This window comes from Burkholderia arboris, from assembly GCF_038723655.1.
In the GTDB taxonomy this organism is placed as follows: domain Bacteria; phylum Pseudomonadota; class Gammaproteobacteria; order Burkholderiales; family Burkholderiaceae; genus Burkholderia; species Burkholderia arboris.
In genome coordinates, this window is sequence record NZ_CP109822.1 from 2,567,552 (window position 1) to 2,580,977 (window position 13,426).

17 protein-coding genes are annotated in these 13,426 nt (G+C 68.9%); 1 reads left to right on the forward strand and 16 read right to left on the reverse strand.

What is annotated here, in order from left to right:
- Window positions 1-69 precede the first annotated feature (69 nt).
- Genes OHZ10_RS28815 through OHZ10_RS28840 form a run of 6 tightly spaced genes read right to left on the reverse strand, consistent with a single transcriptional unit; the run spans window position 70 to window position 4,075 of the window.
- A complete protein-coding gene (locus tag OHZ10_RS28815) occupies window positions 70-981 on the reverse strand; it encodes an alpha/beta fold hydrolase (RefSeq protein WP_059240104.1) in 912 nt (303 codons plus the stop codon).
- A gap of 18 nt (window positions 982-999) precedes the next feature.
- Window positions 1,000-1,527 carry a cupin domain-containing protein gene (locus tag OHZ10_RS28820; protein WP_059240103.1) on the reverse strand — a complete coding sequence of 176 codons (528 nt, stop codon included), beginning with the start codon at window positions 1,525-1,527 and terminating at the stop codon, window positions 1,000-1,002.
- A gap of 29 nt (window positions 1,528-1,556) precedes the next feature.
- Window positions 1,557-2,327 carry an SDR family oxidoreductase gene (locus OHZ10_RS28825; protein WP_342705105.1) on the reverse strand — a complete coding sequence of 257 codons (771 nt, stop codon included), beginning with the start codon at window positions 2,325-2,327 and terminating at the stop codon, window positions 1,557-1,559.
- Window positions 2,320-3,390: an aromatic ring-hydroxylating oxygenase subunit alpha gene (locus OHZ10_RS28830; protein WP_059240099.1), complete on the reverse strand. Its 1,071-nt coding sequence runs from the start codon at window positions 3,388-3,390 to the stop codon at window positions 2,320-2,322. The genes OHZ10_RS28825 and OHZ10_RS28830 overlap by 8 nt, the downstream gene beginning before the upstream one ends.
- A 54-nt stretch (window positions 3,391-3,444) precedes the next feature.
- Complete coding sequence (locus OHZ10_RS28835) at window positions 3,445-3,756, reverse strand: recombinase-like helix-turn-helix domain-containing protein (protein WP_059240097.1); 312 nt, start codon at window positions 3,754-3,756, stop codon at window positions 3,445-3,447.
- A 1-nt stretch (window position 3,757) separates the two neighbouring features.
- Window positions 3,758-4,075, reverse strand: a complete 318-nt coding sequence (locus OHZ10_RS28840; protein WP_006489883.1) for a non-heme iron oxygenase ferredoxin subunit — start codon at window positions 4,073-4,075, stop codon at window positions 3,758-3,760.
- Between the two features lie 436 nt (window positions 4,076-4,511).
- Here OHZ10_RS28840 and OHZ10_RS28845 point away from each other — a divergent pair, with 436 nt between their 5' ends.
- Window positions 4,512-5,591, forward strand: a complete 1,080-nt coding sequence (locus OHZ10_RS28845) for a porin (RefSeq protein ID WP_059240094.1) — start codon at window positions 4,512-4,514, stop codon at window positions 5,589-5,591.
- Window positions 5,592-5,692: 101 nt separating this feature from the next.
- On the opposite strand, the gene OHZ10_RS28850 is transcribed toward OHZ10_RS28845, so the two are convergent.
- The 10 genes from OHZ10_RS28850 to OHZ10_RS28895 all read right to left on the reverse strand — a co-directional run bounded on the left by OHZ10_RS28850 (window position 5,693) and on the right by OHZ10_RS28895 (window position 13,420).
- Window positions 5,693-6,586 carry an IclR family transcriptional regulator gene (locus OHZ10_RS28850; protein WP_059240092.1) on the reverse strand — a complete coding sequence of 298 codons (894 nt, stop codon included), beginning with the start codon at window positions 6,584-6,586 and terminating at the stop codon, window positions 5,693-5,695.
- 278 nt (window positions 6,587-6,864) lie between these two features.
- Complete coding sequence (gene tecA / locus OHZ10_RS28855; RefSeq protein ID WP_059240090.1) at window positions 6,865-7,344, reverse strand: type 6 secretion system effector deamidase TecA; 480 nt, start codon at window positions 7,342-7,344, stop codon at window positions 6,865-6,867.
- 91 nt (window positions 7,345-7,435) lie between these two features.
- Window positions 7,436-7,927, reverse strand: a complete 492-nt coding sequence (locus OHZ10_RS28860; protein ID WP_342705106.1) for a YbaB/EbfC family DNA-binding protein — start codon at window positions 7,925-7,927, stop codon at window positions 7,436-7,438.
- The gene (locus tag OHZ10_RS28865; RefSeq protein WP_256086189.1) at window positions 7,924-9,384 is read right to left on the reverse strand and encodes a Do family serine endopeptidase; all 1,461 of its coding nucleotides are present in this window, start codon (window positions 9,382-9,384) and stop codon (window positions 7,924-7,926) included. The genes OHZ10_RS28860 and OHZ10_RS28865 overlap by 4 nt, the downstream gene beginning before the upstream one ends.
- Before the next feature lie 76 nt (window positions 9,385-9,460).
- Window positions 9,461-9,838, reverse strand: coding sequence for a hypothetical protein (locus OHZ10_RS28870; RefSeq protein WP_059240086.1), 378 nt, complete (start codon window positions 9,836-9,838; stop codon window positions 9,461-9,463).
- A 40-nt stretch (window positions 9,839-9,878) separates the two neighbouring features.
- Window positions 9,879-10,739 carry a hypothetical protein gene (locus tag OHZ10_RS28875; protein ID WP_342705107.1) on the reverse strand — a complete coding sequence of 287 codons (861 nt, stop codon included), beginning with the start codon at window positions 10,737-10,739 and terminating at the stop codon, window positions 9,879-9,881.
- Between the two features lie 8 nt (window positions 10,740-10,747).
- On the reverse strand, window positions 10,748-11,638 hold the full coding sequence (locus OHZ10_RS28880; RefSeq protein WP_174991288.1) for a peptidylprolyl isomerase: 891 nt from the start codon (window positions 11,636-11,638) through the stop codon (window positions 10,748-10,750).
- A gap of 44 nt (window positions 11,639-11,682) precedes the next feature.
- Window positions 11,683-12,102: a hypothetical protein gene (locus OHZ10_RS28885; protein WP_342705108.1), complete on the reverse strand. Its 420-nt coding sequence runs from the start codon at window positions 12,100-12,102 to the stop codon at window positions 11,683-11,685.
- Window positions 12,099-12,686, reverse strand: a complete 588-nt coding sequence (locus tag OHZ10_RS28890) for a YbjN domain-containing protein (protein WP_256086187.1) — start codon at window positions 12,684-12,686, stop codon at window positions 12,099-12,101. Before OHZ10_RS28890 ends, OHZ10_RS28885 begins: the two co-directional genes overlap by 4 nt.
- A gap of 59 nt (window positions 12,687-12,745) precedes the next feature.
- Window positions 12,746-13,420 (reverse strand): hypothetical protein, encoded by a 675-nt coding sequence (locus tag OHZ10_RS28895; protein WP_342705109.1) that lies wholly within the window; start codon window positions 13,418-13,420, stop codon window positions 12,746-12,748.
- Window positions 13,421-13,426: the final 6 nt, after the last annotated feature.

Below are 13,426 nucleotides of genomic sequence, written 5' to 3' on the forward strand. Positions count from 1 at the left end.
GCCGGGCCGCCCCAAGGGAGACATCCGCCCCCTTGGGGGGCAGCGAACGAATGTGAGCGTGGGGGTTTTTCATCCCAGCCCCCGCTGTTGGTCGCACTGGCGGCAGAAGCCGTCGATCAGTGCGGAATAAACGGCCGGCGCTTCCACGTAGCCGGCATGACCGGCTTGCGGAATCACCTGCAGCGCGACGTGCGCGGCCGCGGCGATCCGCTCGCACGCGGCGGGCGGCGTGATCGCGTCGTTCGCACCGACGGCCACGGCCGTGCGGCCGCGGAAGCCGGCGAGATCGGTCGCGAGGTCCGCGTTCGCGAGCAGATGCGTGGCCTGCGCGTAGCCGGCCGGCACGATGCGCGCCATGTTCCAGCGCACCCACGCCTTCGCCTCCTCGTTCGCGAAACCGGACAGCATGTTGCCGCTGCGCTGCTCGGCGAGCCCGGCCGGGCCGAGTTCCGCGAGCATCGCGAGCCGCGCGTCGCGGCGCGATTCGCGCGTTTCGGCCGGTGCGCTGCCATAACCGCCAGCAGGCGACACCAGCAGCAGGCCGGCGATCCGCGCGGGCATCACGCGGGCGAGACCGCCCGCAACGATCGCGCCGAGCGAATGACCGACCAGCACGCAGCGTTCGATGCCGAGTGCCTCGAGCCACGCGTTCAGCGATGCCGCGTAATCGGCGGCAGCCGGCGACGCGCCGTGCACGGGCGTCGACACGCCGTAACCGGGCGCATCCCATGCGAGCACGCGCCGCGATGCGCCGAGCGTGTCGAGCTGGCGGACCCACGATGCGGCGCCCGAGCCGATCCCGTGCAGCAGCACGACGGGCAGCGTGCGGCCCGCATGCTGCGCGCCGGCCTCGCCTGCGCCGGCTTCACGGTAGCCGATCGTGCCCGCCGCGCCGGCCGCGCAACGCTGCTCGGGAAACTGCCCGAGCAGCGCGGCGAACGCCGCGGTGCGGTCGCGTTCACGTTTGTCGATGACACTCATTGCTTCACCCGCTCCGTTTCAACGCTTGATCTTCGCGAGCGGCGAATCGGGCGGATACGTCGGCGTGATCGGCTTCGGCGAACCGAGCATCACGCACATCAGCGCATCTTCCTCGCCGATGTTGATTTCCGTGCGATACACGCCCGGCGGCACCGAGATCAGGTCGCGCTCGCCGAGGATCGCTTCCCACGTCTCGCCGTCGCGCTCGCAGATGACTTTCATCTTGCCGCGCAACACGAAGAAGATTTCCTCGACGTCCATGTGGATGTGGCTCGGGCCGATGTTGCCGGCCGGGATGACCATCGTCGAGAACGTGAAGCCGCCGGCCGGCACCGTGTTGATGTCCTTCGCGACGCCCGTGCCGCCCGTGCCGACGTAGCGCATCTGCGCACGGCGGTACTTCGGGTCGTAGTCGGCCTGGAACTTCAGCGCGTCCCAGTCGTAACGGCGTGTCGCGTAGCGCGCCACGCGCCCTTCCATCCAGTCGTTGAAGCTTGCGCCTTCCGGCTGGTCCCACGACTTGCGTTCGAGATCGGCGTCCGCCATCGTCCTCTCCTTCATTCAGTGTGAAAACATCAATTCATTACGAAGCCGCCGTTCACCGGCAGCAATTGACCCGTCACGAAGCGCGCGCCGTCCGACAGCAGGAACAGCACGGGGCCCGTCACGTCTTCGGGCACCTGCGCACGTGTCAGCGCGCGGCCCTGCATGTAGAACGCGTGGCGCTCGGCCGGTACGTAGGCGGTCGCCTCGACTTCGGTGAGCCCCGGCGCGATCGCGTTGACCGTCACGCCGTGCGCGCCGAACTCGCGTGCCTGCGCATGCGTCATCGCGATCACCGCGCCCTTGCTCGCGACGTACGCGAGCAGCTTCGGCGCGCCCCACAACGCAGTGTCCGACGCGAGGTTCACGATCGCGCCGCGGCCCGACCGTGCGAGGTGCGGCAGCGCTGCATTGCTGACGAGCCACACGCCGCGCACGTTCACGTTCATCACGGCGTCCCATGTCGGCACGTCGAGCTCCGTCGACAGCCTGCCGCCCGAGTTCGTGATCGCCGCGTTGTTGATCAGTGCGTCGATGCCGCCGAGCGCCGCCGCGCCCTGCGCGACGAAGGCGTCGATGCTGGCCGGATCGGCCAGGTCGAGCGCGAAGAAGTGCGCGGCGTGGCCGGCTTGCGTGAGCGCTGCGGCCAGCGCGCGGCCCTCTTCGACGAGTACGTCGCCGAACGCGACCTGCGCGCCGGCCGCGACCAGCGCCTTCACGAACGCCGCGCCGAGCCCGCGCGCGCCGCCCGTGACGAGCACGCGGCGCCCCGGCAGCGACACGACCGGAGCGAGGTCAGCCATTCGCGGGCTCCGAAGCGGCGTGAGCCGCGCGGTGCGCGTCGAGTGCCGACAGGTGTTCCTGCGCACGCTGACGCAACATCCGGCGCACGCGCGTGATGCCGACGTCGTGCTGGTACAGGTATTCGTGATCGCGCGCGTGCGGCGCGAGGCTTTCGAGGACGTAGCGGTCCTGCTCGAGCACGTCCCAGTGCAGGCCTTCGAGGCGGTTGCGGTACATGAAGCGCCATACGTCGCGCTGCCAGCCGCTGACCTTGCGCGTACGCCAGAAGTAGACCTGGCAGTTGTCGCCGTCGACCGGCGTCGCGAAGCCGATGATCCCGAAGTTGCCGCCCGGGCCGAACTTCTGCTTGTACGGAATCGCGAGGCGCATCCACAGGCAGCCCGTTTCGCCGAGTTCGACCCAGTCGAAGTTCACGTCGCGCTGGCCGATCTTCTCGAACATCAGGCCCGTTTCCGTCTTGCGCACGCGCATGTCGGCCTGCTTGTCGCCTTCGGCCATCGAGTGCGACGTCGCGTGCAGGTACGCGCCGTGCATCGGATCCATCACGTTGTCGATCGCGTACTGGTAATTGCACTTCCAGTTCGACACGCACAGGAAGTGCCCGTACTCGTCGGCAACCAGTTCCTCGGGCAGGTTCAGCGGCGCCGGCTCGCCGTGCGCTTCGTCGCCGAACCACAGGAAGATCGCGCCGGCCTTCTCTTCGACCGGATACGACTTCACGCACTTCGTGCCTTCGAGCGGACAGTTCGAGACGGCCGGCACGCGGTTGACCGTGCCGCCGCCGTCGATTTCGACGCCGTGATACCAGCACGCGATGTTGCCGCCGAGGTTCCAGCCGAGCGACAGGCGCGCGCCGCGGTGCGGGCAGCGGTCTTCCAGTGCGTGGACCTTGCCGTCGTGATCGCGCCACAGCACGATCTGCTCGGACAGGCGCGTGAGGCCGACGGGCGCATTCGACACCTGCCAGCTCGGTGCAACGGGATACCAGTAGTTCTTGATGCCGCGGTCGAGATAGTCACGGACCGGGTCGTGTTGGACTGCGTGTTGTACGGGGGACGTCATCAGTGTGCTCCGGATGCGGTTGTCGTCGGGTCGGCGGTCACGCGCGCGGCGCGCTCATTCCGCGAGCGCGGCCATTTCGGCGCGGAAACGTTCGGCGCTCCACGCCGTGCCGTCCGGCGCGCGGAAGCCGATGCGATTCAGGCCCGCGACGACGTCGTCCAGCTCGGTTGCGCCGGCTTCGAACACGCGTTCGAGCGCATCGCCGAGGTCGTTCTCGTACTGGGTCGGCGCGGCCTTGCGGTTCTGCCAGACCTGGTTCTCGACCTGGCCGGGGATCTCGATCTGCCCCTTGCCCGCGACGTTGTTCGGCTGCGGCGCCACCCACGGCTTCAGGAAGGGATTGAAGTTGACGGTCGCTTCTTTCATGTCATTCCACCTTGATCTGGATTTCCTCGCCGGCGAGGCGCACCGCGTACTGCTTCAGCGCGCGTCCGCCCGGACCCTTCAGGCATTCGCCCGTCTTGATGTCGAACACGGCCTCGTGCAGCGGGCATTCGACGGTGCCTTCATCGACGAACCCCTGCGTCAGCAGCGCGTACGCATGCGGGCACACGTTTTCGAGCGCATACACGTCGTCGCCGACGCGGTAGATCCCGATTTCCACGCCGTCGGTCCGCTTGAACTCGATCGGCGTGTCTTCCGACAGCGCGCCGGCATGACCGGCGCAAATCCATTGTTCAGACATCTCACACCCTTCCTTCTGATCGACTCTCGGTTTGTTCCATACCAGGAACAGCAGTTTATGGATGGTGATTATAGGAGTGACTTTCCACGAGTAAAACAAAAAGCTGCATGTCCTAGGGAAAATACTGACCGGTGGGTCGGGGATCGCGCCCGACCGCCTTATCAAATGTAATTTTTCTTTGTATGGCGGGGATTTACCGGGTTTGTCGAGGCGCCGCGCACCACTGCCGGGCATCGATCCGGCACCCATCCGTCCCGAAAAATTTATTTTTGATCCGGCGCTTGACGCCTCTATACTCCATTCCATCAGAGGCACACTGTTCCTTATATGGAACATAAAAATGCCCGCCGGATAGCGGACAACCGCGCGACGGACGACCGTCCGCGTGCATGCCGCCACGGCACGTTTTCATCAGGTTGGAGATTCAGGAGATCAAATGGTCAAGCATGCGGTAGCAGCAGCAGTGATCGGATTGGGCGCCGCGTCGGGCGCGTGGGCGCAGAGCAGCGTGACGCTGTACGGCAGCCTGGATGCGGGTGTCGCTTACGTGAACAACGTCGGCGGCCACGCGAAATGGGCGATGATCCAGGGCAACACGCAGCCCGACCGGTGGGGCCTGAAAGGCAAGGAAGACCTCGGCAGCGGCCTGTCGGCGATCTTCCAGCTCGAAAACGGCTTCTATACGAACAACGGCCAGTTCGCGACCGCGAACACGATCTGGAACCGCGCGGCGTACGTCGGCCTCAGCTCGGAGCGCTACGGCACGCTGACGCTCGGCCGCCAGACGCCACTGACGTTCGACTATCTCGATCCGCTCAGCACGGCCTACCTCGCGATGAGCTGGTACGCGTTCCACCCCGGCAACATCGACGGGCTCGCCGCGACCGGCAACGTGCCGTACAACAACGCGGTCAAGTACCGTTCGCCGACCTTCGCGGGCTTCTCGGCCGCGGCCACGCTGGCCTTCGGCAACACGACCAACTTCTCGACCGGCAAGTCGGTCGGTGTCGCGCTGAACTATGCGAACGGGCCGTTCAAGGCGTCGGCCGTGTACTCGAACGAGCACGACCGCTCGATCCTGATCAGCCAGACGGGCATTACGTCGTTCCAGGGGCAGAACACCGCGAACGGCTACCTCGCGAACAAGGTCGAGAACATCGGCGCGGGCGCGTCCTACCAGTTCGGCGACTTCCTCGTGCATGGCCTCTACACGCGCACGAAGATGCAGTCGAACGGCTATTCGGATACGTTCCAGAGCTACGACGCGGGCGTGAACTACCGCAGCAGCGCGTTCAATACGATCGCGGGCGGCGCGGCGACCACGACGCTGGCCGGCCGCCGCTGGACGCAGGTCGAGCTCGGCGACATCTACGCGTTGTCGAAGCGCACGCAGCTGTATGCGAACGTGCTCTACGAACACGGCTCGGGCGGCGCCCAGGCCGCGTTCTTCACGGCCGGCGTGTCGAGCACCGCGAACCAGGTGATCGTGCTGACCGGGATCCACCACTCGTTCTGAGCGATGCAGGGCATTCGGTGCCCGACATGAAAAGAGCGGCCCGCGGGCCGCTCTTTTTCGTTTGCGATGCCGCGTGCCGCGGCCCGTCCGACGCGCCGGCGTCAGAACATCGCGACCTTGTGGCGCGCATGCGCGAACGTCGGGTCGCTTTCGAGCGGACGGTAGTTCAGTCGCTGCGACAGATCGACCGCCGCCCCGCACACGGCCTCGACGAGCCGCTCCTTCTCGCGGGCCTCGCCGATCTCCGAGCGCGGCACCGTCGCGGTGATCGCCGCGACGATCGAGCCTGAATGATCGCGCACGGGTGCGGTCACGGCCGAAATGCCGCTCTCGAACGCCGCCTCGCTGACCGCGTAGCCGAGCCGCGCGTAATGCCGCACGCGTTCGTACAGCTCGTCGACGCTGCCCGGCGTGCGCTCGGTGAACTGTTCGAGCTTTTTCTCCGGATAGAGCTGGCGCAGCGCGTCGCGCGTGAGGTCGCCCATCAGCACGTGGCCATGCACCGTCGCATGCGCGGGCAAGCGCGTGCCGACGTGCACCTTCACCGAACCGAACATCGACGCATTGCTCTGTGCCTTCGCGACGAACACGACATCGCGCTGGTCGCGAATCAGCAGATGCGTCGACAGGCCGGTCGAATCGCGCAACCGTTCGAGCACGGGCGTACCGAGATCGGTCAGTTCGAGCGAGTTCAGGTATTCGAAGCCGAGCCGCAGCACGCCGACGCCGAGCCGGAAATAGCGGTCGCCGTTCACGCGCTCGAGGAAACCGAGCGCCTCGAGCGTCTGCAGCAGGCGGAACGTGGTCGTGCGCGGAATGCCGATGCGCTTCGACAGTTCGGGCGCGCCGAGGACGGGCTCGCGCGCGGAGAATTCGGCGAGGATCCGCAGCCCGCGTTCGAGCCCCGGCACCAGATAGGACGAAGCGCCGCCGGACGACTCGTCGTCGCCGGGCGTCGCCGGATCGGGTGCGTCGCTCATCGTTGTCTTGACCATGTGGACATGGACGGAAGGAAATCAGTCACGAAACGGGTCATGGATCATCGTGGATATTCAGTCATGCTACCTCAGCGCGCGCCCGGGCTCGCACCGGTGCGCGTCGCCGCGATGCAGCATGGGCATCCACGCCTCCATGAGGCGTCATTCAAGGTCGAGAGGATAGCAGCGTTGGAGCGCGACGCCATGCGGAAATCGCCGAACGTCAGGCCGGCGGCGGCGCGGCGCGGCACACGGCCGGGCAACGATGCCCGGCGTGGAACCCGACGCCGGAGCGGCTACAGGCGCGACAGATAGACGCGAATGTTCGTGCGGTCGTACGTGAAGCCGCCGGCCGGATCCGGCTGCAGCACCCGAGCCAGGTCGACCGTATGCAGCCATCCCGCGCCCAGCAGGCCGCCGTTTATCCCGCGGATCCGAGTGCCGCCGACGGCGATCGCCGCGTGAAAGACATTCGTGCCGCGCGCGAAGCCGACCGCGGTGCCCGCCGGAATGCTCGCGCGCCCGTCCCACTGATCGCCGGTCTCGAAGTTGAACCGCGTCCTCCACAGCTGACCGATCGTATCGAGCAGCGCACCGGGCGCGATCATCGCGTCGGCGCGCAGCAGATACCGGACGTAGGCCGCGGCGTCGTAGCAGACGCCGCGGGACACGTACTCGTCGATGTTCGCCATCCCGAACATCAGCGCCTGCGCGTGTTTTTGCCGTTCGGCGGTACCGGATTGGGCGACATGCCCGCCTAGCTGGGTCAGTTGCATGGAAGCTCCTTTTAGGGGAAGCAGAACGTCATCGTCCCGCCAATGCGATAACCTCATATCTTATTACGATATCGGCCGACGGCGATCCGGCTCAGAACGTCATCGCGCGCGCCGCGGACGCCGACGCCGGCGCGGCGGCGTCCGCATCGGGATTCGGCGCGAGCCGCAGGCGCACGCGCAACGGTTGCAGCATGTCGCGCGGCGGCGGCTCGGCGAGCGGGCCGGCGGTCAGGAGCTGCCGCAGTGCCGCGTCCGCATCGGAATCGCCGAGCGACGCGAACTCGACGCGCGTGACGACGCCGTTCGCGCCGATCCACGCACGCACGACGATCGCGGGCGGCGGCGCATCGGCGCGCGCGTTCAGCACGCGTGTCTCGAGATAACGGTGGAGCCGGTCGGCCGCCTCGCCGTCCGCTTCGAGCCACGCCTGGAACTGCTGCCCGGCGAGCTGGCCGTAGCGGAGCCACGTTGGCGGCACGTCGGCCGTCTGCGCGAACGCCGGCGCAACGCCCAACGCCAGTACGGCGGCAGCCACGATCGCGCGCAGCCATCCGGATGCGCCACGCCTTTGCATTTGCTTCATCCCGCCTCCCGTTTCGACGTTGGGTCCGCCCGTCCGATCTCGATCGGCAAATACAGCCGCGTGCCGCCCCGCTGAACCAGCAGCGCGACGTTGCCGTGCGCGGCGTCGATTCCGGCCATCAGCGCACCGATGCTCGCGACCGGCGTGCCGTTGACCGACAGCACGATATCGCCGGGCTGCAAACCCGCGCGAGCGGCCTGGCCGCTCGCCTGCTCGACGACGAGTGCCTGACCGACGCCGAGCCGCAGGCGCTCCGGCTCCGTCGCCGCACGCAGCGCGAGTCCGAACCGCGCCGGGCCCTGCTCGGCACCGGCCGGCGCCGTGCCGCTGTCGACCGCGGCGACCGTCGCGATCACATGCATCGCCCGGCCCGCGCGCCACACGAGCAGGTCGGCCTGCCGCCCCGCCCGCATGCCCGCCACCGTGCCGAGCAGATCCGCCGATTCGGCGACCGGCCTGCCGTCGACCGCGAGCACGACGTCACCTGCCTGCAGGCCCGCGTGCGCGGCCGGGCCGTCCGGCTCGACCATCGTGATCAGCGCGCCATCCGGGCTCGCGAGGCCGAACGAACGCGCGAGCGCCTGGCTCACTTCCTGCACGGCCACGCCGAGCCGGCCGCGCGTGACCTTGCCGGTACGCAGCAACTGGTCCTTCACGTCGAGCGCGATATCGATCGGAATCGCGAACGCGAGCCCCTGATAGCCGCCCGTCTTCGAGAAGATCATCGAGTTGATCGCAATCACGCGGCCGCCGAGATCGAACAGCGGGCCGCCCGAATTGCCGGGGTTGATCGGCACGTCGGTCTGGATGAACGGAATCGCCTGCTCGCCGGGCAACGAGCGCGACTTCGCACTGACGATGCCCTGCGTGACGGTGTTCGCGAACCCGTACGGCGACCCGATCGCCATCACCCAGTCGCCGACTTCGGTGCGCGCCGGATCGCCGGTCGCGACGACCGGCAGGTTGTGCGCGTCGATGCGGATCACCGCGACATCGGACACCGGATCGCTGCCGATCACGCGTCCCTTGAACTGGCGCTTGTCGGTCAGCTTCACGTCGATGCTCACAGCGTCGCCGACCACGTGACGATTGGTCAGGATCACGCCGTCCGCACTGACGATGAAACCCGAGCCGAGACTCACTTCCTCCCGGTTGCCGATCACGCGCCGCGCGAGAAACGGTGCGAGCGGATGGTCGGGCGCGATGCCCGGCGGCAGCTGGATACCCATCTGCGTGACCTCGCGCGTGACGCTGATGTTGACGACGGCCGGCCCGACACGCCGGACCAGCGCGGCGAAGTTCGGCAGCGCGACGGTCGGCGGAACGGCCACCGCCTGCGCGGACCGTTCGACGGACTGTGCCGCCGCGCAGGCGCTTGCGCCTGCGTACGCGATCGCGAGCGCCCCCGCGATCGCCCGCAGCACCGCTGCCCGCCCCGTGTGCCCGCCCGCTGTCATGGTGCCGCTCCTCGTTGGTTCGCGCCGGCACGCCGCCGGCTCATCGATGCCTTTGCCGCACTGGCGGCCGCCTCCGTTACCTCGGCGGCACCGCAACCGGCGCATCGGGCCGTTGCGGCGTCACCGACCGGCCCCAGTTCGAGCCGAAGCGGTTCCTCTCGGTCGACAGGTTGAACGTGCCGAGACGGTTCGACGGCTGTTTCGACAGCCGCTCCGAATCCGTTTGCGAGGCGCCCGCCTGCGCGTCGGCTTTCGGCTTCAGTTGCTCGCTCAGGCAGTCGTACGACAGCGCGCGCCGGCCGTCGACTTCCGCATCGACGCACACCGGCTTCGCCGCCGAACCCGGACCGGCCGGTGCGGACCCACCCGGGCCCGCGCGGCTGCCCTGCGCATGCGCGCCGGCCGCCAGCAGCACGCAGACGATCGCCGCGATTCCGCTCCGTTGCATCTTCATCCGCCCCTCCATCCGTGACGACTCCATCGCGGGCATGCCGTCAACCGCCCGCACCCGACACCGGCGCGCGAGCCAGGAAGCGCGCGAACGCCGCGCGGTCGGCAGAGCTGACGGCCGGCTCATCCGCATCGGCATGCCGTGCCCACGCCTCGCGCATCCCGTCGACCGGCTGCCACGCGTGCACCTGCGCGCCGGTTGGATACGGCGTGACGAGCGGTTCCCGGTAGTCGACGCGGAACAGCGGCGGCGCGTCGTTGCCGGCCGTCCACAGCTCGCCGGCGTCGCGCACGCTCGCGTCGAACCAGAAACGCACCCAGCGCACCGCGGGCGGGCGCGCCTCGGAGCCCGATGTATCGGCACCGGGCGCTGCAGCGCCCGACGCAGCGGCGCCCGACGTATCCGGCACGCGCAGGAAACCGGCCAGCACGAGCAGCAAGGCCGCGAGATCGTCGTCGCGCAACATCCGGTACGACCAGAGATCCGCGACATCCGCGCACGAGATCACCGCGATGAAGCGCCCGATCGTCAGCGCGGGCCACACGCGGCGCATCAGCGCGTAATGGCGCGACCACTGCGCGATGAAACGCTCGCGATGACGGGCCGCGACCTGCACGTCGCGCGAGCCGCGAATCGTCAGCTCCTCCGGCTGGTACTGGCGCGTCGTGAGCACGCACTGCGCGGAACATCGCGCGCTCCGGTGCCGCGCATACCCGCCCGCACCGGGCAGCGGCTCCAGCGCACCGAAACACAGCGGACAATGCGTCGGCCACTCGCCGGGCCGGCCCGGCCACGGGTTCGCCTTCGGCATGCGCGGACGATCGGCGGCCGCGGCCGGGCGCCGCCGCCCGGGCGTGCGCGCGTCGGGCGCCGCGATGCGCGGCGTCGAACGGACAGTTGCCATGAGCGTGCCTACCGGGCCGACGCGAGCGCTTTCTTCAGCGCGTCTTCGTTGATCGGCGCGTTCGCGGCGAGCTTCGCGAGATAGGTTTGCGCATTCTGCTGCGTGCGCTGCGCGCGCAGCATCGCGCGCAGTTGCTCCTTCACGTCGGCCAGCGGGCGCGGCGCGGCCGCGCGACTGTCGATCAGCTTCACCACGTGAAAGCCGGCCGGCGTGCGGACCGGCGCGGACACCTGGCCCGGCTTCAGCGCATCGGCCGCCTGGCGGACCGCCGGCACCATCAGCTGGTCGGGCACGAACCCGAGGTCGCCGCCATTGGCGGCGCTCGCCTTGTCCTGCGAATTCGCCTTCGCCAGCGCCGCGAAGTCGCCGCTGCGCGCGCGGTTCGCGAGATCGGCCGCCTGCTTGCGCGCCTTCTCGAGCGTCGCGCCATCCGCGTTCGGCGGTACCGCGATATAGATCTGCGCGACGTGCAGCGCGCGCGGCGCGGTGAACGCGGCGCGGTTCGTGTCGTAGGCGGACTGGAGCTCCGCGTCCGACGGGTAGTCGGCCGGCGGCGCATTCACCGACGCCAGATAGCTGCGCACGACGATATCGCGCTGCGCCTGCTCGACGGCCGCCTGCACCTGCGCCTGTTTGTCCCAGCCCTTCGATTTCGCCTCGGCCAGCACGGCTTTCTGCGCGAGCGTCGAACGCACGACCTGGTCCAGCGCCGCGGGATCGGCCGCAAGGCGCTCGCGCCCTTCGGGGCTCACCGACTTCAACAGCCCCGCGATGTCGGCCTGCGTCACCGACGCCTGTGCGGCATTCGCGATCACGTCGTCCTGTGCGTGCGCAACCAGCGGCGCACCCAGCACGAGACTGCCTGCCACCATCGCCCGCATCTTCATCTTCGTCATCATCGTTCGATTGCCCTCTGGATTGTTCTGGATACGCGGATGCCGCGTCAGCGCGAACCTGTCAGCGTCACGCGCAGCACCAGCGGTTGCGCCATCCCGCGCGGCGGCGCAATGCCGACCGTCCGGCCGACGAGCGCCGCATGCAGCGCGGCATCGAGCGCCGGCTGCCCGCCCGCCCCGCTATCGACGCGCGTCACGCGCCCGCGCCGGTCGAACCACGCGCGCACCGGCAGCACGGCCCCGTCGCCGCCGGTCCCGGCCTGCGCGTCGGCCCAGCGCTCGACGCCGGCACGCAGATCGCGTGCGGGTGCGTCGTCGCCATCGAGTACCGCGTGCAGCCACGGCGCGACGCGTTGCGCATACGCGCCCCACACTGCGGGCGCATCGCCGGCGGGCATCGCGCCGGATCGCTTGCGACCCGGCAGCCACGCGCACAGAGCGGCGGCGATCCGGCCGGCGGCGATCACGATTGCGCGGCGGCCTCGAGTCCGGCCGTTGCGACGGCGGCCGATTCGCGATCCTGACTGCCCGCCGCCGTACGTGCGGCCGCCTCCTGCTCCGCCATCGCCGGACGGTTGCGCAAGTGCAGCAGGAATTCCTGGATCAGGCGATCCCACAGCTCGATCGTCGAGCGCAGGTAGCGCTCGGACACGCCGCCCGCGACGACCACGTCCATCTCCAGCGCGAGAAACGGCCCGTGGCTCGCGAGACGTGCGAAGCGCTTGGTGCGGTTCCAGTCCGCAACGAGTTCGATCGGCAATTCGCCCTGCACCTGCAGCACGCACGACAACGTGTAGTCGATGTACGGCAGCGCGGCGGGCGCCGCGTCGCTGCCCTGCGGCGCGAGCGCCGCGGCCGGGTTGCCGAAGCGCACCGCGAAACCGATGCCCTGGCTCGCGCTCATGAGCTGCACCGCGCCGTTCTGTTCGGCCGCCGTCACGCGGTAACCCGCGCGGCGCAGCACGTCGGCCAGACGGTCGGCGCTGATCGCTTCGATCGGCGCATCGTGTGCCGCGCGTTCGTCGCCGGCGTTCGGTTGTGTGTCTTGCATGTCTGTCTTCCTCGTAATCGGCGAATCGATGAAATCAAGCGAGATGCCGGGCCGCACGCTCACGGTGCGCTCGCCGCCGAAGCCGGCGCAGCAGCAGCGGCCGGACGCGCGGCCGGATCGTACTTGCCCGCATACAGCGCATCGCCGTAGCGTTGCGCGAGATCGTCGTACTTCACGCGCGCCGACTGCGCGAACGGCTGCCGCGACGAGAAGAACGTGCCGATCCCGACGTGCTCGTACGCATCGAGAATCTCGTGCCCCACGCGATACAGCTCGGCATTGTGGGCCTGGCAGGTTTTCAGTTGCGTGTCGCGCGCAGCGGCGTCCTTCTGCAGTTGCGTGTGCTGCGTATCGCGGGCGCGCGATACGGCGAGCAGGTCCTCATAGGACGACTTGTATTTCGCCAGCGACTTCGCGTCCTGCTCCCGGCCGGCCCGCTCCTGCGCGAGCGCACGCTTCGCGGCCGCCTCGGCGCCCGAATCGCCGCGCGCCGCCGCCAGTTGCCCCTGCATCGCCTTCAGTTGCGCGAGCGCGTCGTCGCGCTGCTTCTCGGCCGCCGCCTTGTCGCTTTGCAACTGCGCCTGGTTGTCCTGCAACTGGCGCAGCTCCTGCACGGTGGTGCGCAACTGGCTGCGCAGCTTGTCCTCGATGCCCTGCGCGTGCGCGCCGCCGGCCGCGAACAGCAGCGCGCCGGCCACGCCGGCCGCCAGCATCGTGCGAGTGATCGTGTTCATTCGCGG

Excerpts from the sequence above, each read along its gene's own strand:
- OHZ10_RS28815 (WP_059240104.1), bottom strand. The coding sequence starts at position 981 with ATGAGTGTCATCGACAAACGTGAACGCGACCGCACCGCGGCGTTCGCC.
- OHZ10_RS28820 (WP_059240103.1), bottom strand. The coding sequence starts at position 1,527 with ATGGCGGACGCCGATCTCGAACGCAAGTCGTGGGACCAGCCGGAAGGC.
- OHZ10_RS28825 (WP_342705105.1), bottom strand. The coding sequence starts at position 2,327 with ATGGCTGACCTCGCTCCGGTCGTGTCGCTGCCGGGGCGCCGCGTGCTC.
- OHZ10_RS28830 (WP_059240099.1), bottom strand. The coding sequence starts at position 3,390 with ATGACGTCCCCCGTACAACACGCAGTCCAACACGACCCGGTCCGTGAC.
- OHZ10_RS28835 (WP_059240097.1), bottom strand. The coding sequence starts at position 3,756 with ATGAAAGAAGCGACCGTCAACTTCAATCCCTTCCTGAAGCCGTGGGTG.
- OHZ10_RS28840 (WP_006489883.1), bottom strand. The coding sequence starts at position 4,075 with ATGTCTGAACAATGGATTTGCGCCGGTCATGCCGGCGCGCTGTCGGAA.
- OHZ10_RS28845 (WP_059240094.1), top strand. The coding sequence starts at position 4,512 with ATGGTCAAGCATGCGGTAGCAGCAGCAGTGATCGGATTGGGCGCCGCG.
- OHZ10_RS28850 (WP_059240092.1), bottom strand. The coding sequence starts at position 6,586 with ATGGTCAAGACAACGATGAGCGACGCACCCGATCCGGCGACGCCCGGC.
- tecA (WP_059240090.1), bottom strand. The coding sequence starts at position 7,344 with ATGCAACTGACCCAGCTAGGCGGGCATGTCGCCCAATCCGGTACCGCC.
- OHZ10_RS28860 (WP_342705106.1), bottom strand. The coding sequence starts at position 7,927 with ATGAAGCAAATGCAAAGGCGTGGCGCATCCGGATGGCTGCGCGCGATC.
- OHZ10_RS28865 (WP_256086189.1), bottom strand. The coding sequence starts at position 9,384 with ATGACAGCGGGCGGGCACACGGGGCGGGCAGCGGTGCTGCGGGCGATC.
- OHZ10_RS28870 (WP_059240086.1), bottom strand. The coding sequence starts at position 9,838 with ATGAAGATGCAACGGAGCGGAATCGCGGCGATCGTCTGCGTGCTGCTG.
- OHZ10_RS28875 (WP_342705107.1), bottom strand. The coding sequence starts at position 10,739 with ATGGCAACTGTCCGTTCGACGCCGCGCATCGCGGCGCCCGACGCGCGC.
- OHZ10_RS28880 (WP_174991288.1), bottom strand. The coding sequence starts at position 11,638 with ATGATGACGAAGATGAAGATGCGGGCGATGGTGGCAGGCAGTCTCGTG.
- OHZ10_RS28890 (WP_256086187.1), bottom strand. The coding sequence starts at position 12,686 with ATGCAAGACACACAACCGAACGCCGGCGACGAACGCGCGGCACACGAT.
- OHZ10_RS28895 (WP_342705109.1), bottom strand. The coding sequence starts at position 13,420 with ATGAACACGATCACTCGCACGATGCTGGCGGCCGGCGTGGCCGGCGCG.